The sequence below is a fragment of the Oscillibacter sp. 1-3 genome, from assembly GCF_000403435.2.
Taxonomy (GTDB): Bacteria; Bacillota; Clostridia; order Oscillospirales; family Oscillospiraceae; genus Oscillibacter.
Genome location: NZ_KE159707.1, coordinates 723,154 through 749,306 on the forward strand (window position 1 = coordinate 723,154; position 26,153 = coordinate 749,306).

Annotated in this window: 26 protein-coding genes and 1 riboswitch; of the genes, 23 read left to right on the forward strand and 3 right to left on the reverse strand. The window is 64.4% G+C overall.

Annotated elements, in window-relative coordinates; all coding sequences use genetic code 11:
- The first annotated feature begins 137 nt into the window (after positions 1 to 137).
- A riboswitch (purine riboswitch) is annotated at positions 138 to 236 on the forward strand.
- Positions 237 to 344: 108 nt separating this feature from the next.
- From C816_RS09980 to C816_RS10045, 14 genes are all read left to right on the forward strand, one after another.
- Positions 345 to 1,616: an amidohydrolase family protein gene (locus tag C816_RS09980; RefSeq protein ID WP_016322276.1), complete on the forward strand. Its 1,272-nt coding sequence runs from the start codon at positions 345 to 347 to the stop codon at positions 1,614 to 1,616.
- Positions 1,617 to 1,778: 162 nt separating this feature from the next.
- A complete protein-coding gene (locus C816_RS09985; RefSeq protein WP_016322277.1) occupies positions 1,779 to 2,180 on the forward strand; it encodes a DUF5655 domain-containing protein in 402 nt (133 codons plus the stop codon).
- 68 nt (positions 2,181 to 2,248) lie between these two features.
- Positions 2,249 to 3,730, forward strand: a complete 1,482-nt coding sequence (locus C816_RS21785; protein WP_016322278.1) for a MerR family transcriptional regulator — start codon at positions 2,249 to 2,251, stop codon at positions 3,728 to 3,730.
- A 29-nt stretch (positions 3,731 to 3,759) separates the two neighbouring features.
- Positions 3,760 to 3,951: a PF20097 family protein gene (locus C816_RS09995; RefSeq protein WP_016322279.1), complete on the forward strand. Its 192-nt coding sequence runs from the start codon at positions 3,760 to 3,762 to the stop codon at positions 3,949 to 3,951.
- A 344-nt stretch (positions 3,952 to 4,295) separates the two neighbouring features.
- Positions 4,296 to 5,873: an ATP phosphoribosyltransferase gene (gene hisG, locus C816_RS10000; protein WP_016322280.1), complete on the forward strand. Its 1,578-nt coding sequence runs from the start codon at positions 4,296 to 4,298 to the stop codon at positions 5,871 to 5,873.
- Positions 5,870 to 7,147, forward strand: coding sequence for a histidinol dehydrogenase (gene hisD, locus C816_RS10005; protein ID WP_016322281.1), 1,278 nt, complete (start codon positions 5,870 to 5,872; stop codon positions 7,145 to 7,147). The genes hisG and hisD overlap by 4 nt, the downstream gene beginning before the upstream one ends.
- A gap of 149 nt (positions 7,148 to 7,296) precedes the next feature.
- Entirely contained in the window at positions 7,297 to 8,361 is a 1,065-nt protein-coding gene (gene hisC / locus C816_RS10010; RefSeq protein ID WP_016322282.1) for a histidinol-phosphate transaminase, read from the forward strand.
- A gap of 12 nt (positions 8,362 to 8,373) precedes the next feature.
- A complete protein-coding gene (gene hisB / locus C816_RS10015) occupies positions 8,374 to 8,961 on the forward strand; it encodes an imidazoleglycerol-phosphate dehydratase HisB (protein WP_016322283.1) in 588 nt (195 codons plus the stop codon).
- Positions 8,962 to 9,573: an imidazole glycerol phosphate synthase subunit HisH gene (gene hisH / locus C816_RS10020; protein WP_016322284.1), complete on the forward strand. Its 612-nt coding sequence runs from the start codon at positions 8,962 to 8,964 to the stop codon at positions 9,571 to 9,573.
- A gap of 23 nt (positions 9,574 to 9,596) precedes the next feature.
- A complete protein-coding gene (locus tag C816_RS10025; RefSeq protein WP_040655374.1) occupies positions 9,597 to 10,067 on the forward strand; it encodes a pyridoxamine 5'-phosphate oxidase family protein in 471 nt (156 codons plus the stop codon).
- Positions 10,068 to 10,168: 101 nt separating this feature from the next.
- Complete coding sequence (hisA, locus tag C816_RS10030) at positions 10,169 to 10,888, forward strand: 1-(5-phosphoribosyl)-5-[(5-phosphoribosylamino)methylideneamino]imidazole-4-carboxamide isomerase (protein ID WP_016322286.1); 720 nt, start codon at positions 10,169 to 10,171, stop codon at positions 10,886 to 10,888.
- Positions 10,882 to 11,652, forward strand: coding sequence for an imidazole glycerol phosphate synthase subunit HisF (hisF, locus tag C816_RS10035; RefSeq protein ID WP_016322287.1), 771 nt, complete (start codon positions 10,882 to 10,884; stop codon positions 11,650 to 11,652). Before hisA ends, hisF begins: the two co-directional genes overlap by 7 nt.
- A gap of 66 nt (positions 11,653 to 11,718) precedes the next feature.
- The gene (gene hisIE / locus C816_RS10040) at positions 11,719 to 12,363 is read left to right on the forward strand and encodes a bifunctional phosphoribosyl-AMP cyclohydrolase/phosphoribosyl-ATP diphosphatase HisIE (RefSeq protein WP_016322288.1); all 645 of its coding nucleotides are present in this window, start codon (positions 11,719 to 11,721) and stop codon (positions 12,361 to 12,363) included.
- Positions 12,360 to 13,181 carry a histidinol-phosphatase HisJ family protein gene (locus C816_RS10045; protein WP_016322289.1) on the forward strand — a complete coding sequence of 274 codons (822 nt, stop codon included), beginning with the start codon at positions 12,360 to 12,362 and terminating at the stop codon, positions 13,179 to 13,181. The genes hisIE and C816_RS10045 overlap by 4 nt, the downstream gene beginning before the upstream one ends.
- Positions 13,182 to 13,220: 39 nt before the next feature.
- Here the strand turns inward: C816_RS10045 and C816_RS10050 are convergent, their stop codons facing one another.
- Positions 13,221 to 13,514, reverse strand: coding sequence for a YciI family protein (locus C816_RS10050; RefSeq protein WP_016322290.1), 294 nt, complete (start codon positions 13,512 to 13,514; stop codon positions 13,221 to 13,223).
- Positions 13,515 to 13,607: 93 nt separating this feature from the next.
- Between C816_RS10050 and C816_RS10055 the strand changes: the two genes are divergently transcribed.
- The 7 genes from C816_RS10055 (at position 13,608) to C816_RS10085 (ending at position 21,892) form a co-directional block, all read left to right on the forward strand.
- Positions 13,608 to 14,222, forward strand: coding sequence for a TetR/AcrR family transcriptional regulator (locus C816_RS10055; RefSeq protein WP_016322291.1), 615 nt, complete (start codon positions 13,608 to 13,610; stop codon positions 14,220 to 14,222).
- A gap of 133 nt (positions 14,223 to 14,355) precedes the next feature.
- Positions 14,356 to 15,012 (forward strand): HAD family hydrolase, encoded by a 657-nt coding sequence (locus C816_RS10060; RefSeq protein ID WP_016322292.1) that lies wholly within the window; start codon positions 14,356 to 14,358, stop codon positions 15,010 to 15,012.
- Positions 15,006 to 15,389 (forward strand): metallopeptidase family protein, encoded by a 384-nt coding sequence (locus C816_RS10065; RefSeq protein ID WP_242832170.1) that lies wholly within the window; start codon positions 15,006 to 15,008, stop codon positions 15,387 to 15,389. The genes C816_RS10060 and C816_RS10065 overlap by 7 nt, the downstream gene beginning before the upstream one ends.
- 181 nt (positions 15,390 to 15,570) lie before the next feature.
- Positions 15,571 to 16,212 carry a TetR/AcrR family transcriptional regulator gene (locus tag C816_RS21790; RefSeq protein ID WP_016322294.1) on the forward strand — a complete coding sequence of 214 codons (642 nt, stop codon included), beginning with the start codon at positions 15,571 to 15,573 and terminating at the stop codon, positions 16,210 to 16,212.
- The gene (locus tag C816_RS10075) at positions 16,209 to 17,597 is read left to right on the forward strand and encodes a TolC family protein (protein ID WP_016322295.1); all 1,389 of its coding nucleotides are present in this window, start codon (positions 16,209 to 16,211) and stop codon (positions 17,595 to 17,597) included. The genes C816_RS21790 and C816_RS10075 overlap by 4 nt, the downstream gene beginning before the upstream one ends.
- A gap of 11 nt (positions 17,598 to 17,608) precedes the next feature.
- A complete protein-coding gene (locus C816_RS10080; protein ID WP_016322296.1) occupies positions 17,609 to 18,784 on the forward strand; it encodes an efflux RND transporter periplasmic adaptor subunit in 1,176 nt (391 codons plus the stop codon).
- 6 nt (positions 18,785 to 18,790) lie between these two features.
- Positions 18,791 to 21,892, forward strand: a complete 3,102-nt coding sequence (locus C816_RS10085) for an efflux RND transporter permease subunit (RefSeq protein WP_016322297.1) — start codon at positions 18,791 to 18,793, stop codon at positions 21,890 to 21,892.
- Positions 21,893 to 21,943: 51 nt separating this feature from the next.
- Here the strand turns inward: C816_RS10085 and tmk are convergent, their stop codons facing one another.
- Positions 21,944 to 22,576 carry a dTMP kinase gene (gene tmk, locus C816_RS10090; protein WP_016322298.1) on the reverse strand — a complete coding sequence of 211 codons (633 nt, stop codon included), beginning with the start codon at positions 22,574 to 22,576 and terminating at the stop codon, positions 21,944 to 21,946.
- Positions 22,577 to 22,903: 327 nt separating this feature from the next.
- Here tmk and serC point away from each other — a divergent pair, with 327 nt between their 5' ends.
- Both serC and C816_RS10100 read left to right on the forward strand, forming a co-directional pair.
- Positions 22,904 to 23,992, forward strand: coding sequence for a 3-phosphoserine/phosphohydroxythreonine transaminase (serC, locus tag C816_RS10095; RefSeq protein ID WP_016322299.1), 1,089 nt, complete (start codon positions 22,904 to 22,906; stop codon positions 23,990 to 23,992).
- 157 nt (positions 23,993 to 24,149) lie between these two features.
- Positions 24,150 to 25,064 (forward strand): NAD(P)-dependent oxidoreductase, encoded by a 915-nt coding sequence (locus C816_RS10100; RefSeq protein WP_016322300.1) that lies wholly within the window; start codon positions 24,150 to 24,152, stop codon positions 25,062 to 25,064.
- Between the two features lie 220 nt (positions 25,065 to 25,284).
- Here the strand turns inward: C816_RS10100 and C816_RS10105 are convergent, their stop codons facing one another.
- Positions 25,285 to 26,004, reverse strand: coding sequence for a phosphatase PAP2 family protein (locus C816_RS10105; RefSeq protein WP_016322301.1), 720 nt, complete (start codon positions 26,002 to 26,004; stop codon positions 25,285 to 25,287).
- Positions 26,005 to 26,153 lie beyond the last annotated feature (149 nt).

The following is a 26,153-nucleotide window of genomic DNA, read 5'->3' on the forward strand; positions in this document are numbered from 1 at the left end:
AACGGGCGGGGACGGAGTCCGCCCCTGCAAAGCCGCAGCCGCAAAGTGAAATCGCGGACGAGAGGATGCGCGGCCGGACACCTCCCTGAGAGTCTTGGGACTTGCGCTTTGGCCCGGCGCGTGGTATACTGAGATTGACCAGAGAAAAGTAAACAGCTCATATAATTTCGCTGTGATGGCGCGAAAGTTTCTACCGGGCCGCCCAAGGCTCTGCTATGAGTGTCTTTCCGCAGGGGGCGCCCTGCCGGAGAGGCGCTTTTCTTTCTGCTCGGAGCGCTTGCGGTAAAATGTTTGCGCGCATCCGCCTTATGTGAACAGGCCTAAATTATGAAAGAGGTGTTACCATGGCTTTGACGATCTTAAAAGGCACCGTCGTCTCCGCCCCGGCCCTGGGGAAGCTGGACGTGACGGAGCGGGGGTATCTCATTGCGGAGGAGGGAAGGATCACCGGGGTGTTCCCCGTCCTGCCGGAGCGGTACGCCGGGGCGCATGCAGAGGACTTTGGGGACGCGCTGATCCTCCAGGCCCCGGCGGACCTGCACCTCCACGCCCCCCAGTACCCTATGATGGGCATGGGCATGGACCTGCCCCTGCTGGACTGGCTGAACACATACGCCTTTCCCACGGAGGCCCGGTTCGCCGACCCGGACTACGCCCGGGAGGTCTACCGGCGGCTGGCCCGGGACCTCATCGCGGGCGGCACCACCCGGGTGTGCATGTTCTCCTCCCTCCACCGCCAGGCCACTCTCATTTTGATGGAGGAGCTGGAGCGGGCCGGGGTCACCGGGTACGTGGGCAAGGTGAACATGGACCGCAACGGCGGACCCAATCTCCAGGAGACCACGGAGGAGTCCATGGCGGAGACGCTGCGGTGGCTGGAGGAGTGCCGGGACTTCCGGCATATCCGCCCCATGGCGACGCCGCGGTTCACCCCCTCCTGTACGGATGAGCTGATGGCCTTTCTGGGCAGACTGGCGGCGGAGCGGGATCTGCCCATTCAGTCCCACCTGTCGGAGAACACGGCGGAGGGGGCCTGGGTGCGCCGGCTGCACCCGGACTGCGGCCAGTACTGGGAGACCTACGCCAAGTACGGACTGTGGAACGAGCGCACGGTGATGGCCCACTGCGTTTGGTGCGACGGGTGGGAGCGGCAGGCCATGAAGGACGCCGGGGTCACCGCCGTCCACTGCCCGGACTCCAACCAGAACCTCTGCTCCGGCGCGGCCCCGGTGCGGGTGATGCTGCGGGAGGGGGTGAAGGTGGCCCTGGGCACCGACGTGGCCGGCGGCGACACGCTGAGCATGCTGGACGCGGCGGCCTCCGCCATCCGGGCCTCCAAGGCCCGGCGGGTCATGGACAGCTGGGAGACGGACTTTCTGACCGCGGCGGAGGCGTGGTACCTGGCCACTTCCGCCGGGGCGGCCTTCTTTGGGGAGCGGCCCGGCTTCGCCCCGGGCAATGAGCTCCACGCCCTGGCGCTGGACGACGGCAAGCTCCTCCAGCCCCATCCCCTGACGCCGGAGGAGCGGCTGGAGCGGTGCCTGTACGTCCGGCAGCCCGGCGCAGTCCGGGCGGTGTGGAGCGCGGGAAGAAGGGTATTTACCGCGAAGGACTGATAAAGTTTGGGGCCGCCCTTTTCAAAGGGCGGCGGGTCCAGGGCAGAGCCCTGGCGGGTCTGGGCGGAGCCCAGGAGCGGGCCGTAAGGCTCCGCGCCGGCACAGCCCAAAAGAAATGCAAAGAGGAAGCGCAAAGGAGAAAAGGAAAGGAGCACAATCCCTATGAAAAGAACTGATCAGCCCACCAGCCCCGACACCCCCTTTTTCTTCCGGGACAGTCCCCTCTCCCTGCCGCTGTACCTGGCCCTGGAGGAGCGGATTTTGGCGGAGCTTCCGGATACCCGCGTCCGGGTCCAAAAGACACAGATCTCCTTTTCCAATAGGCGGAATTTCGCCTTCGCCTCCCTGCTGCCTGCCCGGCGGGCGGCTCTGCGGCCCAATCCCTATCTCACCGTCACCGTAGGACTGGGCCGCCGGCTGGACTCCCTCCGGGTGGACGCCGCCTCGGAGCCCTACCCGGGCCGCTGGACCCACCATATTGTCATTGGCTCGGCGGAGGAGATCGATGGGGAGCTCATGGGCTGGATTTGGGAGGCGGCGGAATTTTCCGCCCAAAAGCGCTGAAATACTCAAAAAAACTTGACATGGAAGTTACTTGATAGTTTACACTGGGGGCAAAAGGAGGCGGTGATATGACCAGTAAGGAGATGGAGGCCCGCTCCGGCGTGCCCCGGGCGAACATCCGCTACTACGAGTCGGAGGGGCTGCTGACCCCTGCCCGGGCCAGGAACGGCTACCGGGATTACAGCGAGGCGGACTTGGCGGTTCTGGAGAAGATCAAGCTGCTGCGGCGGCTGGGCGTTTCCGTGGAGGAGCTGAAAGAGCTCCGGCGGGGCTCCCGGAGCCTCTCCGAGGCCCTGGACCGCCGCCTGGCGGAGCTTGCCGGGGAGCGGGGGACCCTGGAGCGGGTGGAGCAGGTCTGCGGGGAGCTGCGGCGGTCCGGAGCGGTCTTTGAGACGCTGGACCCGGGGACCTACCTCGCGGCCCTGGACGCCCCGGCCCTGCCCCCCGCCGATGGGCAGGTGTGGTGGAAGGCCCCGCCCGCCCCGGCTCTGCCGGAGACCGACGCCCTGCCGGTGTATACCGGCCTTACCCGGCGGCTGCTGGCCAGGCTCTTTGACGAATACGGACTGCTGTTGCTGCTGCTGGCGGCCGCTGCCCTGACGGGGCACAACCCCGCCCTCGCCAGCGGACTGGCGCTCCAGATCGCCGTCCATGTGATCTGGCTGTTTTTGGAGCCGCTGCTGCTGCGCCTTTTCGGCACCACCCCCGGCAAGGCCCTGCTGGGACTGCGGATTACCGGGCGGGACGGGGAGAAGCTGACGTACTCCGAGGGCTTCACCCGGCACCTGCTGCTGCTGTGGTACGGCAGGGGCGCGTTTATTCCCATCTGGTCCTGGATTCAGATGTTTCGCACCGCCAACCGATGCTGGAACGACGAGCCCCAGCCCTGGGACACGGACACCGCCTATACGGCCGCCCCGTTTCGGCCTTTGCGGCACGCTGCCGGCTTTGTCCTGGCGTCAGTGCTGGTGCTGGCGTGCGCCGAGGCGGCCAACAGCTATTCCCAGCTGCCCCCCAACCGGGGGCCCCTGACGGTGGCGGAGTTCGCCGAGAACTACAACCGCCAGGCCGCCTATATCGACCAGTCCCCCGTCTGGATCCTGGACGAGACGGGCGGGTGGAAGAGGGCCCCGGACCCGCCGGGGGTCACTGTGACATACACGGGCGCCAGCTGGCGCCGGGACCACGACTTTCAGTACACCCTGGAGGATGGGGCGGTGCGGGCCGTCACCTGGGAGCGGTCCCTGGAGAACACGGAGGAGTGGATCTATCTCCCCGTCAACGACATCGCCACGGCGGCCACCGCCCTGGCCTGGTCCCGGGCGGACGCCCCCCTCTGGGCCTCCGCCAGAAAGGGCCTGATCAGCGGCCTGGTGGACGCGGACTGGGAAAACGGCTTCACCCTCCGGGGAAACGGCGCCGTCGTCACCTGGGAGGTGGAGAGCCGGAACTTTTACGTCAACGGGGACTTGGCAACGGCGTTCCCGACGGATGAGGCCAAGGCGGACAATTCCCTCTCCTGGCGCTGTACCATCGCCTTGGAGGGATAGCGCGGGAAGCGCATGAGAAGGAGGATTTTATGATCTGTCCATACTGTCAGCAGGGGATGCAAAAGGAGGAGCTCACGGGGGACGGAAGGCGCGGCATCACGTGGTGGCCGCTGGATGGCCCCTCGTGGAACAGAGTCATCGTGGCGAAAAACGCGCTCTCGCAGTCCAGGGCGGAGGCGTTTTACTGTGAGTCCTGCAAAAAGATCCTGATCGATGTGTGACGCCGGGAGGAGAAAATACGGCAATCCGGCATTCGCGGAGGAGGGGCGATTGATAATCGCCCCTACGACCTTCTATCGGCAAACGTTCGTAGGAGCCGCCGTCCTCGGCGGCCCCTACAAAAATCTTTAAGTGACAGGTGTGCCGAAAATAGAATCCACAGTTGCAAAGGCCGGATGTTGGGTGTAAAATCCCTGTATCCGGCCTCTTTCTCTTTCTGATATTTGGATAAATCAGAGAATTTATCGTATTAGCGAATTACCGCTTTACTTTGCTAATATATTGAAGTACAATAGGCCGTGACAAGACGGGCGGGATCTCCCCGCCTCCAAGGAGGAACGTCCCCATGGAATTGGATCTGAATATGCTCCGGCCCCAGGAGCAGGTCTCGCTGCAGACCCGGCTGCTGTTTGAGCGGGCGGGCTTTCGGCAGTACCACATGGGCCGGTTTGAGGAGTACGGACTGTACCAGGAGAACCGCCGGTTTCTCGCCAGCGACCAGGTCATCACCTTCACGGACCTGGACGGGCGGCTGCTGGCGCTGAAGCCCGACGTGACCCTCTCCATCGCCAAGAACGCCCAGGTGGAGGAGGGCGGCTGCGGGCGGTACTACTACGCCGAGAACGTCTACCGCCCCAGCCAGGAGAGCCACACCTTCCGGGAGATCAGCCAGATGGGCCTGGAGTGCATCGGCGCAGTGGACGACGCCGTCACGGCTCAGGCGGTGTCCCTGGCGGTTCAGAGCCTGGCACTGACGGGCCGGGATTTTGTGGTGGAGCTGAGCCACATGGGCTTTGTCACCGGCCTCTTTGACGCCGTAGGAGCCCCGGAGGCCGTCCGGCCCAGGCTGCTGACCTGTATTCGGGACCGAAACACCCACGAGCTGCACAAGACGGCGGAGTCGGCGGGACTGTCCCGCCAGGGGGCGGAGGCTTTGTGCCGTCTGCCCTCTCTCGCGGGGGACTGGGAGACGGTGCTGGCGGAGGCGGAGCCCCTGGCCCTGAACGCTCCCATGGGCGGGGCCGTTCGGGAGCTGCGAAAGCTCTGCCGCACCCTGGCGGAGCAGGGGGAGACGGAGCGTCTGCGGCTGGATCTGTCCCTTGCCAACGACATGGAGTATTACAACGGCCTGGTGCTCCAGGGCTACCTCATCGGACTGCCCCGGGCCGTTTTGAAGGGCGGGCGGTATGACCCTCTGGCGGAGCAGTTCCGCCCCGGGGCCCGGGCCATCGGCTTTGCCCTGTATCTGGACGAGCTGGACCGGCTGGAGAAGGCCGCGCCGGAGGACGGCGGGAGGGTCATGCTGAACGTGGCCCTGCCCAAGGGCCGCCTGGGGGACAAGGTTTACAATCTCCTGGCGGGAGTGGGCTACGGGTGCCCGGAAAATTACAGCGACACCCGCAGGCTGGTGGTGGAGAACCAAGAGGCGGGCATCCGCTACTTTCTGGTAAAGCCCAGCGACGTGGCCATCTATGTGGAGCACGGCGCGGCAGACGTCGGCATTGTGGGCAAGGATATTCTGGCGGAGTCCGGCGCGGATGTGTACGAGCTGCTGGACACCGGCCTGGGCAAGTGCCGCATGTGCGTGGCGGGACCGGCGGACTTCCAGGACGACCCGGGCCGGACGCTGCGGGTGGCCACAAAATTCGTGAACATCGCCAAGGCGTACTACGCCGCCCAGGGCCGGGACATCGACATCATCAAGCTCAACGGCTCCATCGAGCTGGCCCCCCTTCTGGGGCTCTCGGATGTCATTGTGGACATCGTGGAGACCGGCACCACCTTAAAGGAGAATCATTTGAAGGTGCTGACGGAGTTTATGCCCATCTCCGCCCGGTTTATCGCCAACCGGGCCGGATATCAGTTCAAACGGCGGGAGATCGAGACCCTGCTGGGCAGGCTGAAGGAGGCGACGGGGGCATGATGAAAATACTGGATTTCGACGGTCTGGCCCCGGAGGAGTTTCTCAACCGGGACATCCGGGCGGAGGAGGACGTCTCCGCCGCTGTGGACGGCATTTTGGCGGATGTCCGCAGCCGGGGCGACGCGGCCCTGCGGGAGTACACCCGGCGCTTTGACGGCGCGGAATTGAGGGATCTCCAGGTGACGGCGGCGGAATTCGACGCCGCAAGGGAGGCCGTGGACCCCTGTTTTCTGGAGACCCTGCGGGAGGCGGCGGAGAATATCCGCCGGTTCCATGAGCGGCAGAAGCACAACGACTTTTTTCTCACCAGGGGTTCCGGCGTGGTCATGGGCCAGCGGTGGACGCCCATTGAGCGGGTGGGCATCTGCGTGCCCCGGAGCCCGGAGGCGTTTCCGTCCACGATTTTGATGAACGCCATTCCGGCGCAGATCGCCGGAGTGCAGGACATTGTGATCGTAACGCCGCCCCGGAAGGACGGGACCGTCAGCCCGGAGGCGCTGATGGCGGCGGAGCTGGCGGAGGTGACGGACGTCTTCAAGGCGGGCGGCGCCCAGGCGGTGGCGGCTCTGGCCTACGGCACGGAGACCGTGCCGAGGGTAGACAAGATCGTGGGTCCCGGCGGCGTCTTCGTGGCCACCGCCAAGCGGAAGGTCTTTGGCCTGGTGGATATTGACATGATTGCCGGCCCCAGCGAAATTTTGGTGCTGGCGGACGGAAAGACAGACCCGAAATGGGCGGCGGCGGATCTGCTGAGCCAGGCGGAGCACGACGTGCTGGCCTCCGCCGTGCTGGTGACGGACAGCCGGGCGCTGGCGGAGGCCGTCCGGGCGGAGGTCGAGGTCCAGCTGGAGGCCCTGCCTAGAAGAGACATCGCCCGCCGTTCCATTGAGGACAACGGCAAGATCATCGTGGCGGACAGCCTGGACAAGGCGGTGGAGGCGGTGAACCGCATCGCCCCGGAGCATCTGGAGCTGTGCGTGGACGACCCCTTTGCCCTGCTGCCCCGGATCAAAAATGCCGGAAGTATTTTTCTGGGCCGGTCCACGCCGGAGGCTCTGGGGGACTACTTCGCAGGGCCCAACCACACCCTGCCGACTTCCGGGACGGCCCGGTTTTCCAGTCCGCTGGGGGTGGATGATTTTATGAAGCGGTCCAGCTTCCTCTACTATGACCGGGCGGCCCTGAGCGGCTGCGCGGAGAGAATTGCGGATTTTGCCCGCCGGGAGGGACTGGAGGGGCATGCCAGGTCGGCGCTCTCCCGCCGGGAGGGGTAGGGGGTGCTCGCCCTGACGGGCGGTCCCCCCCGTCCCCGGGCCGCGGCCGGATTCCCCCGTCCCGCGCCCGAGGCGCGAAAGCCCCCGTCCCGCTCCGTGGGACGGTTCCAAAGGAATAAGCCCCCATATTTATAAAGAGGTGTTTCAACATGAAAAATTTCCTCTCCCCTGAGGCGAACCGCCTCGCCCCCTATACCCCTGGTGAACAGCCACGAGACCAGCAGTATGTCAAGCTGAACACCAACGAGAGCCCCTTCCCGCCCTCCCGCAGGGTTCTCAAGGCCCTCTCAAGGGCGGAGCTTTTGAAGCTGAACCTCTACTCCGACCCCGCCTGCGCGGGGCTCAACGCCGCCATTGCCGCCCACTACGGCCTCCAGAGCGCTAATGTGATCTCCGGCAACGGCTCCGACGAGATTTTGGCCTTCGCGTTTCGGGCCTTTTGCGGTACGGGCAGGCCCGTGGCCTTTGCCGATGTCACATACAGCTTCTACCAGTCCCAGGCGGCCCTGTTCGGCCTGGAGGCCAAGGTGATTCCCCTGCGGGAGGACTTCACCCTGAATGTGGACGACTACATGGACTTCCCCGGCACCATCGTCATCGCCAATCCCAACGCCCCCACCGGCATCGCCGTGCCCCGGAAGGACATCCAGCGGCTGCTGGAGGCGGACCCCAACCGGGTGGTGATCGTGGACGAGGCCTATGTGGACTTCGGCGGCGAGAGCTGCGTGCCCATGATCTTCCGCTATGACAATCTTCTCGTCACCCAGACGATGTCGAAAAGCCGCCAGCTCGCCGGCGGGCGGGTGGGCTTCGGCCTGGGCGGCGAGGCGCTGATTGAGGCGCTGAACCGGGTGAAGTACAGTTTCAACCCCTACAACGTCGGCCGCCTCGCCCTGATTGCCGGTACCGCAGCCATGGAGGACGAGGAGTACTTCCAAAGCTGCTGCGAGACCATCCGGGAGAACCGGGCCTGGCTGGTGGAGGAGCTGGAGGGGCTGGGCTTTGCCGTTTTGCCCTCCTCTGCCAACTTTGTCTTCGCCAGGTGCGGCAAAATCTCCGGCGGGGAGCTGTACCGCCAGCTGAAGGAGAACGGCATTCTGGTCCGCTGGTTCGACAAGGACCGCATCCGGGACTTCGTCCGCATCACCGTGGGCTCTATGGAGCAGCTGGCTGCGCTGGCGGACGAGCTGGCCCGGATACTGGAAGACATGTAAGGAGGCGCCGCCATGCGAACTGCCAACATCAAACGGGATACCCGGGAGACCCAGATCCGGCTGACGCTGGACCTGGACGGCGCCGGAAAATCCTCCGTCTCCTCCGGTGTGGGGTTCCTGGACCATATGCTGGAGCTCTTTGCCCGCCACGGGGACTTTGACCTCACCCTCACCTGTCATGGGGACACCCAGGTGGATTTCCACCACAGCGTGGAGGATATTGGAATCTGCCTGGGGCAGGCTTTCGCGGAGTCCCTGGGGGACAAGCGGGGCATCGCCCGGTACGGACAGTTTCTGCTGCCCATGGACGAGGCGCTGGTGCTGTGCGCCGTGGACCTCAGCGGCCGGGATTACCTGGGCTGGGCGTTGGACCTGCCCGCTCAGAAGGTGGGGGACTTTGACACCGAGCTGGCAAAGGAGTTCTGGCTGGGCTTTGTGCGCTGCTGTCCCAGCTCTGTCCACATCCGCCAGATGGCGGGGGAGAATACCCACCATATTCTGGAGGCTGTGTTCAAGGGCATGGGCCGGGCGCTGCGCATGGCCGCGGCCCCGGACGAAAAGCACCGGGACGAGATCCCGAGTACAAAGGGTGTGCTGTAAATGATCGCCATTGTAGATTACGGCGTGGGGAACCTGTTCTCTCTTTCCTCCAGCCTGCGGGCCCTGGGGATGGAGACGGAGGTGACCCGGGACGCCGGGCGGCTTCGCTCCGCCGGCAAGATTATCCTCCCCGGCGTGGGGGCCTTTGGAGACGCCCGGGAGAAGCTGGACGGCACGGGATTGGTGCCCATCCTTCGGGAGGAGGCGGCCCGCAAGCCCCTGCTTGGCATCTGCCTGGGGATGCAGCTGCTGTTTGACCGGGGCTTTGAGTACGGCGAGCACCCCGGCCTGGGCCTGGTGCCCGGGCAGGTGGTGAGCCTGCGGGAGGACCTGGAGGACAGGACGCTGAAGGTTCCCCATATGGGCTGGAACAGCCTGGACATTGTGCGGGACGACCCGCTGTTCAAATATTTCCGGGACGGCGAGTACGTCTACTACGTCCACAGCTTTTACGCCAGGGACTGCGGCGCTTCCACCCTGGGCGTGTCCCGGTACGGAAACGTGGCCGTCACCGGCGCGGTGCGGAACGGGAATGTGTGGGGCGCCCAGTTCCACCCGGAGAAGTCCGGGGACGCGGGACTGCGGCTGCTGCGGGCCTTTGCGGAGCTTTGAAAGGAGAGAATCCTGTGAGAGCCATGAGAAGAAAAGACCGGGAGGTAACGGAACCCGGGAAAATCCGCGAGATCATTGCCGCCTGCGACTGCTGCCGCCTGGGGCTTTGCGAGGACGGGAGGGCCTATATCGTGCCCCTGGATTTCGGCTTTACGGAGCGGGACGGACACTATACGTTTTATTTCCACAGCGCCAAAAATGGGCGGAAGATCGACCTGATCCGGGAGAGCGGCTGGGCGTCCTTTGAGATGGACACCGGACATCAGGTGGTCTCCGATGAGATCGCCTGCGAGTATACCGCGCGGTTCCGGTGCGTCATGGGCGGCGGCCCGGCAGCTCTTCTGGAGACGGCGGAGGAGAAGCGGGCGGGCCTTACGGCCCTGATGGAGCACGCCGCCGGCCCGGGCCCCTGGACATTTGGAGACGCAATGGTGGACGCGGCGGCGGTCATTCGCCTGGAGGCGGAGGAGCTGTCCTGCAAGGAGCTCCGCTGATCGCCGGGCGGGCCCGAAAACTGGCGGAATGCCGCCGGACGGCGTTCGCCGCCTGTGAATACAGCGCTTAATTGTAGGATCGTATGGGAAGGAGAGGGAGTATGCAGATATTTCCCGCCATTGACCTGCGGGGCGGACAGGTTGTCCGGCTCCGCCAGGGCGACTATGACAAAATGACCATCTACGGTCAGGACCCCTGCGCCGCAGCCCGGGACTTCCTGGCCGCCGGGGCGGAATACCTCCACGTGGTGGACCTGGACGGGGCCAAGGACGGCACGCCGGTCAATTTCGGCTCCATCGCCGCCATCGCAAAGCAGGGCGGGCTCTATATGGAGGTGGGCGGCGGCATCCGCACCGAGGACCGGATCAGGCAGTACCTGGACCTGGGGGTGGGCCGGTGCATCCTGGGCACCGCCGCCGTGAAGGACTTTGATTTCACCGTCCGCATGGTCCGGAAATACGGGGACAGGATCGCCGTGGGCGTGGACGCCCGGGACGGATATGTGGCTGTCAACGGGTGGAAGGAGCTGTCAGAGGAGCGGGGCGTGGACTTCTGCCGCCGTCTCTTTGACGCCGGCGTCCGGACCGTGATCTACACCGACATCAGCCGGGACGGGATGGAGGCCGGCACCAACCTGGACCTCTACCGGGAGCTGGCGGAGATCCGGGGGCTGAACGTCACCGCCTCCGGCGGCGTCAGCAGCATCGCGGAGCTCCGCCGGCTCCGGGCCATCGGCACCCATGCCGCCATTCTGGGCAAGGCGCTGTACACCGGGCGGCTGGATTTGAAAACCGTCATTGAGGAGGTGGGGACGTGTTAGCGCGGCGCATCATCCCCTGCCTGGACGTGCGGGACGGACGGGTGGTCAAGGGCACCAATTTCCAGGGGCTCCGGGACATGGCGGACCCGGTGGACCTGGCGAAATTTTACAACGAATCCGGCGCCGACGAGCTGGTGTTCTACGACATCACCGCCTCCGCCGAGGGGCGCAGTCTGTTCACGGACATTCTGCGCCGGGTGGCCGGCGAGATTTTCATCCCCCTGACGGTGGGGGGCGGCATCCGGACCCTGGAGGACTTCGACCGGGTGCTCAAGTGCGGCGCGGACAAGGTCAGCGTCAACTCCGGGGCCATCGCCGACCCGGGACTCATTGCCGCGGGAGCCAGGAAGTACGGCGACCAGTGCGTGGTGCTGAGCATGGACGTCAAGCGGGTGGATGGGCAGTTCCGCCTCTTCGCCAAGGGCGGCCGGGAGGACACCGGCATTGACGCCATGGAGTGGGCCGTGAGGGGCGCGGCCGCCGGGGCCGGGGAGATTGTGCTGAACTCCATCGACACCGACGGGGTGAAGCAGGGGTTCGATCTGGAGATGCTGGACGAGCTGGCCGGCCGGGTAAGCGTGCCCATTATCGCCAGCGGCGGGGCCGGAAGGATGGAGGATTTTGCGGAGCTTTTCACCCATCCCGGGGTGGACGCCGGGCTGGCGGCGTCCATCTTTCACACCCGGCAGGTGGAGATCTCCGCCTTGAAGGCGTATTTGAAGGAGCTGGGGGTGCCCATGCGGACGCAGGTCCGCCCGTCCTGACGGGCGGATCTTGAAGGAATCAAAAAGCCCCGTTCCCCCTCCGGGGAACAGGAAGGAGTGTCATCTGTGGAAATCAAAGAGTTGAAATTCGATGAAAAGGGCCTGATCCCCGCCGTCGTACAGGACCACTACACGAAGGAGGTTCTGACCCTGGCCTATATGAATGCCGAGAGCCTCGCCATCACCATTGACGAGCGCCGCACCTGCTTTTGGAGCCGTAGCCGCCGGGAGCTGTGGCGCAAGGGGGAGACCAGCGGCAATGTCCAGCGCGTGGTCTCCGTCACCGCCGACTGCGACGGCGACGCCCTGGTAGTGGAGGTGGTGAAGGACGGCCCTGCCTGCCACACCGGGGCGGAGAGCTGCTTTTTCAATGAGCTCTATCTCTCCGACGAGCTGAAGCAGTTCAGCTACGAGGGCCTCTACCGCCTGATCCAGGGCCGGAAGACCAGCCCTGTGGAGGGCAGCTACACCACCTACCTCTTCGAGAAGGGACTGGACAAGATCCTGAAAAAGGTGGGCGAGGAGTGCACCGAGGTCATCATCGGCGGCCGCAAGGAGGACAGGGCGGAGACCGTCTACGAGATCGCCGATTTGTGCTACCACGTGATGGTGCTGATGGTGCAGATGGGCATCGCCGTGGAGGACGTCACCCGGGAGCTGGAAAAGCGCCACGTGGTGGACCGCAAGGTGAAGCAGGAGCGGATGCAGTGAGGGCCTTCTGCTCCGTCCACACCCACTCCGTCATGTGCGACGGTAAGAACACCCTGGCGGAGATGGCCGCCGCGGCCTGTGACGCCGGTGCGGCGTCCTTCGGGGCCTCGGGCCACAGCCACACCCCCATTCCCGAGGACGAGGGCTGCGTCCTGCCCGCGGACATGAGCGCCTACCGGGCGGAGGTCCTGCGGCTGCGGGAAGAGTACCGGGGCCGGATGGACGTGCTCCTCGGGATCGAGCTGGACAACTGCGCCGACGTGACGGCGGAGGGCTTCGACTACTGGATCGGCAGCGCCCACCGGCTGCGCGGCCCCGACGGCCGCTGGTACACTGTGGACTGGGACGCGGAGACCCTGGCCGCCTGCTGTGAGAGCGCCTTCGGCGGAGACGGCCTGGCCATGGCGGAGCGGTACTACGGCGAGGTCCGGCGGATGGCGGCCATGGGCCCCGACATTTTGGGCCATATCGACCTGATTACGAAATTCAACGAGGGAACGCCCCTTTTTGATGAATCCTCCCCCCGCTACCGCGCCGCGGCGCTGGAGGCCCTTCACGCCGCAGACCCCGCCGTGACGCTGCTGGAGATCAACACCGGGGCCATGTCCCGGGGATACCGGCGGACGCCCTACCCGGCCCCCTTCCTGCTGGAGGAGTGGCGGCGCATGGGCGGCAGAATTATCCTCACCGCCGACGCCCACAGCGTCTCCGCCATCGTCTATGGCTACGCCCAGGCGGCGGAGCTGGCCCGGGCGGCGGGGTTTGCCCGCTCCGCGGTGCTGACCGCCGGCGGGGCGGTGGAGCGGCCGTTGCCGTGAAAAGGGCCGTCCCGCCGGAAAAATCACGGCGGGACGCGTTCAAAGGGCTTCAAAGAACGGGGCCAGGGCGGCGGCATACTTGGACGGGATGAACTCGGTCACCCTGTAATCGGCGATCCCCTCGGCGTAAAAGGGGTCCTCCTCCAGGATGGCGCGGGCCTCCGCCAAGGAGGACGCCCGGCAGAGAATGACGCCGCCGGTGCGGGGCGTCTTTCGGCCGGAGCAGAGAAATTCGCCGGAGCGGTAATGGCGCTCCAAATAGGCAATATGGCCGGGGAGAAGGGCGTCCACCTGTGAAAGAGGCGCTCGATAGGTCAGGTCAAACAGGAACATGATATGCACTCCTTTTGGTGACTACGGTCAGTGACTGCGGTCATTATAGCTCCGGGGACGCGCCATGTCAAGAACATTTTGAAGGAGGCGGCTATGGGACGGGAGACAAGGCAGGAACAGGCGCAAAGGACCAAGGCCAGGATATTCGACACGGCGGTGTCGCTGATTAAGGCCCAGGGCTATGACCGGGTGACCGTCAGCCAGATCTGTCAGGCGGCGGGAATCGCCAAGGGGTCTTTTTACGTCCACTACCGGGCAAAGGAGGATATTGTCCGGGAATGCTATTACTCCGACATGGACCGCTATGTCCGCAATGCCTACGAAGCCGCCCTGCGGGAGCGTCCGGATCTGGGGGCGGCGGAACGGATTCAGGCTTTTCTCTGCCTGCAGCTGGAGTTCGCGGCCTACGCCGGGTACGAGCTGACCTGCCTGGCCTATGCCATGAACCTTGCCGCCTGCCGTCCGGGGGCCTCGGAGCACTTCCGGCGGCGGACCTTTGCGGAGATCCTCCGCGGGCTGCTGGAGGAGGCGGAGCCTCTTTTGCCGGCGGGCTTCACCCGGGAGGAGGCGTTTTCCTATCTGGAGAGCGTCACCCGGGGCGTGATGGCCACATGGTGCTTCTCCGGCGGGGCATATGACCTCTCTGAGAGCGGCCGCAAGGCCGTGTCATATGCCGTGAAATGCTTTTTTCCGGAAAACAGCGGCTGAATTTCCCAGCGTTTGCGTGGAAATTGTATGAAAAAGGCGCGGCAAAAGCTGCGCCTTTTGGCTTCTTGTCAATTGAGTTATAGGGCATCTGTTGGTAAAATAGGAGGACTACGAATGAAAAGTGAGGCGTTATATGGCTCGAACTGTGATCTTTGATCTGGATGGGACCATCCTGGACACCATTGAGGACCTGGCTGCCGCCGGAAACTGGGTCTGCCGCCAGCACAATTGGCCGGAGCACACTGTGGAGCGCTTCAAGGCCATGGTGGGCCACGGCATTCCCAATCTCGTTTCCCAATTCACCCCGGAGACCTGCCGCAGTCCCCTGCTGATTGCCAGCGCCCTGTCCCAGTTCAGCAGCTACTACGGCGCCCACAACATGGATAAGACCGCCCCCTACGCCGGCATTCCGGAGCTTTTGGAGCGGCTGAGAGCCGCCGGAATGTGCATGGCGGTGTACTCCAACAAGGCCGACGATTTCAGCCGGGAGATCGTGGAGCACTTCTTCCCTGGGGTGTTCCGGCTGGTGCGGGGCAAGCTGCCGGACGTGCCGGTGAAGCCGGACGGCGCCGCCGCCCGGGCCCTTCTGGCGGAGCTGGGAGCGGACCCGGCGGAGACCGTCTTCGTTGGGGACAGCGGCGTGGACATTCAGACGGGCCATAACGCCGGGGCCAGGGTCTGCGGCGTCACCTGGGGCTTCCGGCCCCGGGCGTCCCTGGAGGGGGCGGACTTTCTGGCGGACACGGTGGAGGAGCTGGAGCAGGTGCTCCTGCACGCCGCGTGGTGCTGAGCTTTGACGGGGCTGGGGAGCTGCTGGACGCCCTGGCGGAGCGGTTTCCCCAGGCGCTGTTTGACGGACTCAACGGCGGGGTGAACCTGCTGGAGGAGGCGGCGCCGGACCCGGAGTTTCCGCCGGGGGAAATGTACGTGCTGGGAGAGTACTGCGACGATCTGCTGGGCCGGTACATCAACCTGTACTACGGCTCCTTCGCCGCCCTGGCATCCCGGGAGGACTGGGACGGCGGGACCTGGGAGGAGGAGCTGCGACTCACCCTCTCCCATGAGCTGACCCATCACATGGAGGCCCGGGGCGGTCTCCACGCCCTGGACGACCGGGACGCGGAGGAGCTGGAGGCCTGGCGGCGGGAGCGCCGCGAAGAGGAATAGAGCGCGTTTTTCAACCACCCCGCCGGCAGCTTCGGCGGGGTGGTTTTTGCCGGCTCCAAATTCACAAAATCTTAACAGATCCCGGCAGGAGGGGGGATTGACAGCCGCCCGGTCCCCGTGTATAATCAGTGACAATCTGTCATAAAGTGACAAAGTGTCATTTCTGGAGAGGAGGGCGCATATGTGTACGGAGACGTTCCTCCGGCTGCCGGAGGAGAAGCGAGGCCGCTTCCTGGAAGCGGCCTGGGGGGAATTCACCCGGGTGAAATTCAGCGACGCCTCCATCAATCAGATTGTCCGGCACGCCGGAATTCCCCGTGGGAGCTTTTACCAGTACTTCGCCGATAAGGAGGATCTGTTCGCCTATCTTCTCCAGAGCGTGCGGGAGCAGTTTGTCCAGCTCTTCGCCCGGCTGCTGGAGGAAAACGGCGGCGATATTTTTCAGATGCAGCTGGCGGTTTACGACCGCATCAGCCAGGAGATGGACCCCGGACAGCTGCGGGACCGCTTCATCCAAGTGCTTTTGCTGAATCCGGGCATGGATTTGAAGCAGCTGATTATCGGCGACCCGGACGCCTCCGCCGCGCCGCTGATAGGGAAGATCGATCTCTCAATGCTGCGGAGGAAGGACCCCGCCTTTGTGCGCAGCACCCTGCTGCTGACCTCCGTGGTCGTGATGCCCGCCGTTATGGACAGCCTGACCTGCCCGGAGCGGCGGACAGAGCGCCGGCGGGAGATGGAGGAGCAGCTGGAGATCATCAGGGACGGGGCCTGCCGGAAAGGCATGTGCCCGTGGAAAGAGCATAAAAGGAGGAAAGTATGAGACAAAGAGTCATCGCCCTTCTGCTGGCGCTGGCGTCGCTGGCGTCGGTGTGTGCCGTGTCCGCTCTGGCGGAGGAGCGCACCGCTCCGGCGGACGGCGTGCAGACGGAACAGGCCGGCCCTCCAGCGGAGGGGGAGCCGGAGACGGCAGAGGAGCCGGAGGCCGCCCCGGAGACGGCGGAGGAAGCGGCGGAGCCTCCCGCCCTGGCGGGGCCGGATCTGGCGGACAATGTGACCATCCAGCCGGACGCCCTGGGGGAGGTGAGCTTTGCCAACGTGGAGCGCCGGATGCGGGAGAACAATCTCCAGCTCCTGGCGCTGGAGCAGAGCGTTTTGTCCCTTGAGGACATCGACTACGACAAGCTCTACGACAAGCTTTGGCACCAGCTCAACGAGATTGCCCAAGCCCAGTGGGGGCTGGTGACCTCCTCAAAGATGCTGATTCCGGCGGGATATATGAGCGACTACGAATACCACAGCTCCTATGACCAGCTGGACCGGGCCTACGACGCCGTGCGGGAGCAGTTCGACGCCATCAAGGAGGGCGACATGCAAAAGGACAACGCCGACATGATCCGCCAGCTCAGAAACCTCCAGGACCAGATTGTGATGGCGGGAGAGTCGCTGTACGCGGCCCTGACGGCCATGGAGAGCCAGGAGGCGGGCCTGCGGCGGCAGCTGGGGGGCCTGGACCGCACCGTGGAGGAGATGGAGCTGCGCTACCAGCTGGGCCAGATCTCCGCCATGCAGCTGGCGGAGGTGAAGTCCGGCCGGACGGCCCTGGAGAGCGGCCTTTCCACCCTGGGGATGAACGTGAAAAACTACAAGCTCCAGCTGGAGATGCTGATCGGCGCGGAGCAGAGCGGTGAGATTGCGCTGGGCCCTTTGCCGGAGGTGACGGCGGAGCAGCTGGAGGAGATGGATCTGGAGCGCGATCTGGCCGCCGCCAAGGAAAAGAGCTACGAGCTCTACGACGCGGAGAAGACGCTGGAGGACGCCCGGGACCAGTATAAGGAGGACGCCGACAGCTGGGGATACAACGAAAAGCGGATGGAGTTCCGCAATGTCCAGCGCACCTGGCAAGCGGCGCAGTATACATACAACAACACCGTGCAGAGCTACGAGCTGAGATTCCGCACCCTCTACGCCCAGGTGAAGGACTACCTTCAGATCTGGGAGGCCGCCAAGGTGTCTCTGGCCTGTGAGCAGTCGTCCTATGCCGCCTCGGAGCTGAAATTCCAGCAGGGGACCATCTCCCGCAACGCCCTTTTGACGGCGGAGGACGACCTGCGGGAGGCGGAGGAGAAGGTCCGCTCCGCCGCGGGAGACCTGTTTTCCACCTACAACACCTACTGCTGGGCCGTCCAGCACGGCATCCTGAATTGAGGAGGACATCCATGAAAATACCGAGAAAAACCGCCGCGCTTCTGCTGGCGCCGGTCCTGGCGCTGTCCCTGACCGCCTGCGGCGGCGGGGAGCAGGCCCAGGAGGAGGACGGGGAGCAGGCGGCAGGCGTCGCCGTCCAGGTGGAGACCGTGGCCCAGGACACCATTGCTGCGGAGAACAAGGTCTCCGGCAAGATCTCCGCCGACAACGAGACCGTCATCATGATCGCCTCCACTGCCAAGTGCACCGCCGTGTACTTCGAGGCCGGCGACCAGGTGGAGGCCGGGGACATCCTGTGCACGCTGGAGCTGGGCAGCGCCCTGGCCAACTACAACGCCACCCGCATCGGCTACAACGGCGCCGTACAGAGCTACAACGACCAGAAGGCCATTCTGGACAAACAGGTGCAGCTGGCGGCGGACAATGTGGCCAACACCCGCGCCCTCTTTGAGATCGGCGCCGCCTCCCAGCTGGAGGTGGACCAGGCGGAGCTGAACTACTCCAACGCCGTGGCAGGGCGCAACTCCGCCCTCGCCCAGCTGGAGTCCAGCATCCAGAGCGCCAAGTCCGGTCTGGAGCAGCTGGACACCGCCCTGGAGAACGTGGACGCCAACGGCAACGTTATCGCCCCCATGGCGGGGACGCTGGCCGCCATGAGCGCCGTGGAGAACAGCTTCATCTCCAACTCCATGCCCCTGGCGGTAATCGACGGGCCGGACCAGATGAAGGTCACCGTCTCCGTGTCCGAGGCCCTGGTGCCCAAGATCTCCATCGGCTCCCAGGCGGACGTGTACGTCAGCGCCGTGGACAAGAGCTTCTCCGCCGTCATCCGCTCCGTGGAGCAGGCGGCCAATGTCCAGACCCGGCTCTACACCGTCACCCTCACCGTCCCGGCGGACGTGGGCGGGCTCCTCTCCGGCATGTTTGCCGACGTGACCTTTTTCACCGATGTCTCCCGGAATACCGTGGTGGTGCCCACGGAGTCCATTCTCACCAGCGGCGGCAGCCAGTATGTGTTTGTTGTGGAGGACGGTACCGCCCGGTATGCGGAGGTCACCACCGGTCTCACCGGCAACGGCGTTACCGAGGTGACAAGCGGCCTCACGGCGGGGCAGCAGCTGGTCACCGTGGGACAGGCGTACCTCCACGAGGGGGACCCTGTCCGGGTGGTCTCCGGGGAGGGTTAAGGCCCCATGAGTGTTTCTAAATTCTGCATCCAGCACAAGGTCGCAACCCTCCTGGCAGTCATCATGATTACCGTCTTCGGCCTGGTTTTCGCCACCCAGCTGCAGATGGCCCTGATGCCGGAGATGGAGGCCCCCATGGCCATGGTCGTGTGCTACTACAACGGCGCCAACCCCAGCGACATCGAGGAGCTGATCACCCGGCCCCTGGAGTCCGCCGTCATGTCGGTCTCCGGCGTGGACGAGGTCTCCTCCACCTCCGCCGACAGCATGTGCCAGCTCCAGATCACCTATGTGGACGGCACGGATCTGGACATCGCCGCCACCAAGCTGCGGGAGCAGTTTGACCGGCTGAGCCTGCCGGAGGACGCCATCGATCCCGTCATCGTGAACCTGAACCTCAGCGAGCTGATGCCCACGGCCATGGTGGCCCTGGCCGGAAACGACCTGGCGGAGCTCCAGGCCCTGGCGGAGGACACCGTGGCCCCGGCGCTGGAGCGCATCGACGGCGTGGCCCAGGTGACGGTCAACGGCGGCGTGAGCCAGAAGATCGCCGTGGAGCTGGACGCCACCCGGGCCGCCGGTCTGGGGCTCTCCGCCGCCCAGGTCTCCCAGTTCCTGGCGGGACAGAACCTGCTCTATCCCGGCGGCAGCATGGAGAACGGCTCCAAGACCCTGACCGTCAGCACCGACGCCAAGTTTCAGTCCGTGGAGGACGTGGCCAATATGCTCCTCACCCTGCCCACCGGCGGCGTGGTGCGCCTGAGCGAGGTGGCGGACGTGACGCTGGAGACGGAGCCCTCCGACGCCCTGGCCAGGATGGACGGCACCGCCTGCGTGGTGCTGCAGGTCTCCAAGCAGTCCGGCGCCAACGAGGCCGCCGCCGCCAAGGCCGTGGAGCGGCGCCTGGCGGAGCTCCGTGAGGAGAATCCCTCCATCGTCTACACCGTGCCGTACAGCGCCGCGGAGTACATCGACATGTCCGTCAGCGCCGCCTTCCAGAACATTCTCCAGGGCGTGCTGCTGGCCGCCGCTGTGGTATTTCTCTTCCTGCGCCGGGGCGGCGCTACCATGACCATCGCGGTGTCCATGCCCGTGTGCATACTGACGGTGTTCATCCTGATGAACGCCATGGACCTGACGCTGAACATGATGTCCCTGGGCGGCGTGGCCATGGGCGTGGGCATGATCGTGGATAACTCCATCGTGGTGCTGGAGAACATCTACCGCTTCGCCGCCGAGGGCCGTGACCGCATGAGCGCCTGTGTGGACGGCACCAAAGAGGTCACCACCTCCGTGCTGGCCTCCACCCTCACCACCCTGGCGGTGTTCGTCCCCCTGGGGCTGGTGACGGGCCTTGCGGGCATGATGTTCCGGGACTTCTGCCTCACCATCGCCTCGCTGATTTTCGCCTCGTTGGTCATCGCCCTGGCGCTGGTGCCCCTTCTTTGCTACATGCTGCTGGACGAGGAGAAGGTCCGCCGCCAGCAGCTGAAGCAGGCGGAGAAAAAGCAAAGCGCCCTGTCCGCGAGAATCGGCGGCTGGATCTCCAGGCTCCACGGCCTCTATATGCGCCTTTTGAATTACTTTGTCCGCCATCTCAAGGCGGGAATGCTGGCCTCCGTGGCCCTGGTGGTCCTGTTTGCCGTGCCGGTATTCGCCACCACCATGGTGCTGATGCCGGACATGGACCAGGGACAGGTCAACGTCAGCGTCTCCATGCCCATCGGGTCGGAGATGGAGGAGTCCGCGGCGATTGCCGACCGGATCACCGCCATCGCCCAGGCGGAGATTCCGGAGATGGATGAAATATACTACATCGCCCAGGACGAGTCCGTCACCATCATGATAAACCTCACCAGCAAGGGCCAGCGGAGCCGCAGCAGCTTTGACATCGCTGACGGCCTGCGCCCCTTGCTTCAGGACATCGCCGGGTGCGAGATCACCGTGGATGCCTCCAGCACCATGGGCATGATGGGCGGCAGCGACATCAGCCTGGACATCACCGGCATGGACTACGCCACCCTGGCTATGATTGCCGACGACCTGGCGGACCGGGTCTCCCGGCTGCCGGACGCCATCGACGTCAAGAGCTCCCTGGCCGAGCGGGTGCCCCAGGTGAAGGTCAGCGTGAACCGGGAGACGGCGGCGCAGTACGGCCTCACGGCGGCCTCCATCGGCATGGCGGTCCGCTCGGAGCTGACGGGCAGCACCGCCACCACCGTCACCATCGGCGGACGGGAGCTGGACGTGGTGGTCCGGGGCGGCGGCAGCGCCAAGGAGAGTCTGGATGCCCTGCGCTCCATGCCCGTCGCCACCGCCCTGGGCGGCACGGTGCCCCTGAGCTCCGTGGCGGACGTGTCCGTGGTGCAGGAGCCCCAGAGCATCTCCCGGGTGAACCAGTCCCGGCAGGTGCAGGTCACCGGCTCCACCCTCAGCGGCGACACCACCGCCATGACCCGGGAGCTGCGTGCCATTCTGGCGGAGTACCAGATGCCGGAGGGCTACACCGCGGAGATCAGCGGCAGCTACTCCAGCATGATGGAGAGCTTCGGCGATCTGCTGCTGGCCCTGCTGGTGGCCCTGGGCCTGGTGTACTTCGTGCTGGCGGCCCAGTTCGAGTCCTTCCTGATGCCGGTGATCGTCATGATGATTCTGCCGGTGGCCTTTGCCGGGGCCCTCTTCGCCCTGCCCCTTTCCGGTAAGGATCTCTCCATTATCTCCCTGGTGGCCCTCATCATGCTGGCGGGCACGGTGGTCAACAACTCCATCATCCTGGTGGAGTATATCAAGATCCGCCGGGAGATGGGGGAGGAGCGGGCGACCGCCATCCTCAACGCCTGCCCCCTGCGCATCCGGCCCATTATGATGACCACCCTCACCACGGTCCTGGCCATGGTGCCCATGGCCGCGGGCATCGGCGAGACCAACGAGATGATGAGCGACATGGGCATTGTGATGATCAGCGGCATGGTGATTTCCACCGTGGTGACGCTGGTGTTCACCCCTGTGTTCTACTCCGTGATTGACGAGCTGAGCCATGTGTTCCGCCGCCGGAAAAAGAAGGTCCTCCCCCGGACGGAGGAGGAGCCGGCTTCCGCCGGCGTATAGAGACGGCAGACCACCCCCGGAAGCGCGCGCTTCCGGGGGTGGTTTTCGCCCTCAGGGAAACAGATGGGAAACGGCGGCCCAGATCCGCTCCGCCACGGTGTCCGCGTCCGCGTCCGCGTCGACGGTCAGCACGGTCTCCGTGTCCCGCAGCCGCGCGAAGGCCTCCAGGTATTTCTCCCGGGTGGCAGTGAGGCGGTCCTCCTTCTCAAAGAGCTCCGTGTGGGTGCGGTTCCGGCCGATCCGCTCCAGGGCCCGCCGGACGGGCACGTCCAGGAAGATGGTGGCGTCAGGCCGCAGCAGCTCCGCGCTGAGGCGGTTGCTGTCAATCACCCAGCCCATGTCCACATCCACGCCGTGGTAGGCGTAGGAGGAGAAGTAATACCGGTCCGTCACCACGGTGGCGCCGCTTCGCACCTGCTCCAGAATCCCGTCCCGCTCGTTTACCAGGTGGTCCAGCCGGTCCGCGGCGAAGAGCCCCGCGATGACCCGGCTGTCCGCTGCCATTCTGCCGGTGAGAATCTGGCGGAGCATGGCGCCCACGGGGCCGTCGGAGGGCTCCCGGGTGCCGCGGCACTCCACGCCCCGCTGCCGGAGACGCTCCAGCAGCAGCTGGAGCTGGGTGCTCTTCCCGGAGCCGTCAATGCCCTCAAAGGCCAGAAACCGGCCGCTTGTCTGTCCGCTCATAGGATAACCTCTCTTTTTTTGTTTGGCCCATTTTAACATAAATGTTCTCCGGCTTCAAGCGGCACGGGGTGCGGAGACCTGCGCAGCGGTATATTCCGGGACTTGTTGGGGCTTTGAGGAATTCTGCGGACGATCAGTCCTTCCGGCGGGGCGGTTTTCAGCGCGCCGCAGAAATTGAAAATATTTTTAGGGACTTGAAAGTTTTTTATAAGGTTGACCATTTTTCTGTTGAATATTTTTAAGATTATGATATACTGAAATATATATTTCGGTTATTTTGACCGAAGACCGGAAAAATACCAATTTTGAAGTCTGGAGGAACGCAGTATGAAATACAACCGCACGTATAACTTCTCCGCAGGTCCCGCCATGATGCCGGAGCCCGTCCTTGAGGAAATTGCCGCCGAGATGCTGAATTACCGGGGCAGCGGCATGTGCGTCATGGAGATGAGCCACCGCTCCAAGGTGTTCCAGCAGATCCGGGACGAGGCCGAGGCCGATCTGCGCAGGCTCATGGGGATTCCCGACAACTACAAGGTTCTCTTTATCCAGGGCGGCGGCACCGTTCAGTTTGCCATGGTGGCCATGAATCTGATGAAGAACGGCCTCGCCTGCTATGTGGAGACCGGCGCGTGGTCCAAAAAGGCCATTGCCGAGGCGAAGAAGTACGGCGAGGTGAAGATCGCGGCCTCCTCCGCCGATAAGAACTTTTCCTACATCCCCGACTGCTCTGACCTGGACATCCCCGATAACGCCGACTACGTCTACATCTGCGAAAACGAGACCATCAACGGCACCACATACTTTAAGCTGCCGGATACCAAGGGCAAGGTTCTGGTGTCCGACCAGTCCAGCATGTTCCTCTCCCGCCCCTGCGACGTGAGCAGATACGGTCTCATCTGGGCCGGTGTGCAGAAGAACGTGGGCCCCGCCGGCATGGCCGTGGTCATCATCCGGGAGGACCTGCTGCGGGACGATCTTCCCAAATTCGTGCCCACCTACATGAGCTACAAGACCCACGCCGACAACGACTCTTTGTACAACACCCCCAACTGCTGGGCCATCTATTGCTGCGGGAAGGTGTTCAAGTATCTTCTGGACAATGGCGGCCTGGAGGCCATGCACAAGCGCAACGAGGAGAAAGCCGCCATTTTGTACGACTTCCTGGACCAGAGCAGGCTCTTCACCGGCGCCGTGGTGAAGGAGGACCGCTCCTTGATGAACGTCCCCTTCGTCACCCCCAGCAAGGAGCAGGACGCCGACGTGGTGGCCGCCAGCAAGGCCGCCGGCTTTGACAATCTCAAGGGACACAAGAGCGTGGGCGGCCTCCGGGCGTCCATCTACAACGCCATGCCCAAGGAGGGCGTGGAGGCCCTGGTGGAGTTCCTGAAAAAGTACGAGGCGGAGCACGCCTGAGGCTTCGAATGGGACCGGCGGGGCCGTTCTTGCAGAATGGTCCCAATTGCGGGGCCCGCCCTCCCTGGCAGCCCGCCCATCCCCCAATGGGCGTTTAACCCTTGCGCTGTCGGTGCCCCTGGGGTGCACCGAGAACGAATGAAAGGGGTATTTATCTATGTTAAAGCGTGTATTGGTCACCGACGGCATGGACGCCGGCGCAATTGCCCAGCTGAGAAACGACGGTTACGAGGTGGTGGAGCAGTTCTACGAGCCCGACGCTCTGGGGGCGGCTCTGCGGGATTTTGACGCGGTCATCATCCGCTCCGCCACCAAGATCAAAGAGCCCCAGATCGACGCCGCCAAGGACAGCCGCCTGAAGCTCATCATCCGGGCCGGCGTGGGCGTGGACAACATCGCCGTGAAGTATGCCGAGGCGGCGGGCATCGCCGTGCGCAACACCCCCCGGGCCTCCTCCAACGCCGTGGCGGAGCTGGCCATGGCATTGCTGTTCTCCTGCGCCCGAAACATCTCTGTCGCGGGTCATACCATGCGGGAGAACAAGTGGGAGAAGAAGGCCTACTCCAAGGGCTTTGAGCTGGAGGGCAAGACCATGGGCGTTATCGGCTACGGCCGGATCGGCCAGATGGTGGGCAGAAAGGGCCAGGCCCTGGGCATGAAGGTCCTCTCCGTGGTCCACCGGAACAAGCCCGAGGGCTGCGAGTGCGAGACCATGAAATTCGTCTCCATGGACGAGCTGCTCGCCGGGTCCGACATCATTGTCCTCTGCGCCCCCGGCGGGGACAGGGCCCTGGTGGACGCCGAGTCCCTGGCGAAGATGAAGGACGGCGTGGTGATCGTCAACGTCTCCCGGGGCAGCAATGTGGACGAGGGGGCCCTTCTGGACGCGCTGAACTCCGGCAAGGTCCGGGCTGCGGGCCTGGACGTGTGGATGAGCGAGAAGGACCCCAACTGGGCCCTGGCCCAGCATCCGGCGGTCTCCTGCACGCCTCACATCGGCGCGGGCACCAGGGAGGCCCAAAAGCGCATCGGCCAGGAGCTGGTGGACATCGTGGAGCGCTTTGAGGCCTGAGCCTGAAAAGACGCAGACAGCCCCGCCCATTGGAGATCCAATGGGCGGGGCTGTTAACTCCAGGCCGTGTTTGAAAACTGTCAAAACGCCCAAACGACAGATCTTTTTCCGCCGCTCCGCATTGATGCTCCTTGCCATACACAGGGCATGGCGGCGTTAAATCGCCTTGACCGGCAAAAATCTCCCGCCGATGCGCATTTTGCCATTGATCGAACAAGGCCTAGGATTCATTGAAGTGTCTGAGAAGTTTTTGATACTGTTGGCGGTACGACGGATTTTTCCGGGGCGCCGCCTTCCGGGAGGGGCGGAAGGCCGGAGAGGACCGGTAGACCGGACGGGCGATCAATCCCCCCAGCAGCAGTCCGCCCACCACGTCCAGCACGGAGTGCTGTTTGATGAACACGGTGGACAGGCAGATGACTGCGGCCAGCAGCGCCGTCCCCGCGCGCAGGAGCGGTTTGTCCTCCGACCCGCGGCAGTCCCGCACCGCCAGGGCCGCGCCGATGGACCCCAGGACATGGACGGAGGGGAAGACGTTGGTATTTGTGTCAATGCGGTACAGCTCCGCCGTCAGGGCGGTGAGGAGATTTTCCCGGGGAAAGGCCGCGGGGCGCAGGTCCTGCCCGTTGGGCACCAGCAGCCACACCAGCTCGCTGAGGAGAAAGGCGGTCCCCAGAAACAGCATATACCGCCGGAAGGCGGGCAGGTCCCGCCTCAGCAGGTACAGTCCCGCGGCCACCAGAAGGGGGTACCACAGGCAGTAGGGGATGATGAACCACTCGCAGAAGGGAATGCGGGCGTCGACGGGCAGCTGAGTGGCCCAGTACCGCCCCATGGGCATCCGCTCCAGAGCCAGAAACAGCAGCAGGTAGAGCGGCAGCCACAAAAGGTATTTCAGCTCCCGCCAGGGCGGACGGCAAATGTGCCGGGAGAGACGCATGGTATCACCTGGTTTTCCTTGTTTTGGTTTACCATAACATATCCGCGCTGTCGAAAACATGAATAAATTGCGAACAATATATGAACTTTGCGCAAAAACCCTCCCAGGGCTATGCCCTGGGAGGGTTTTTGCGCAGCTTTTATTCCCCA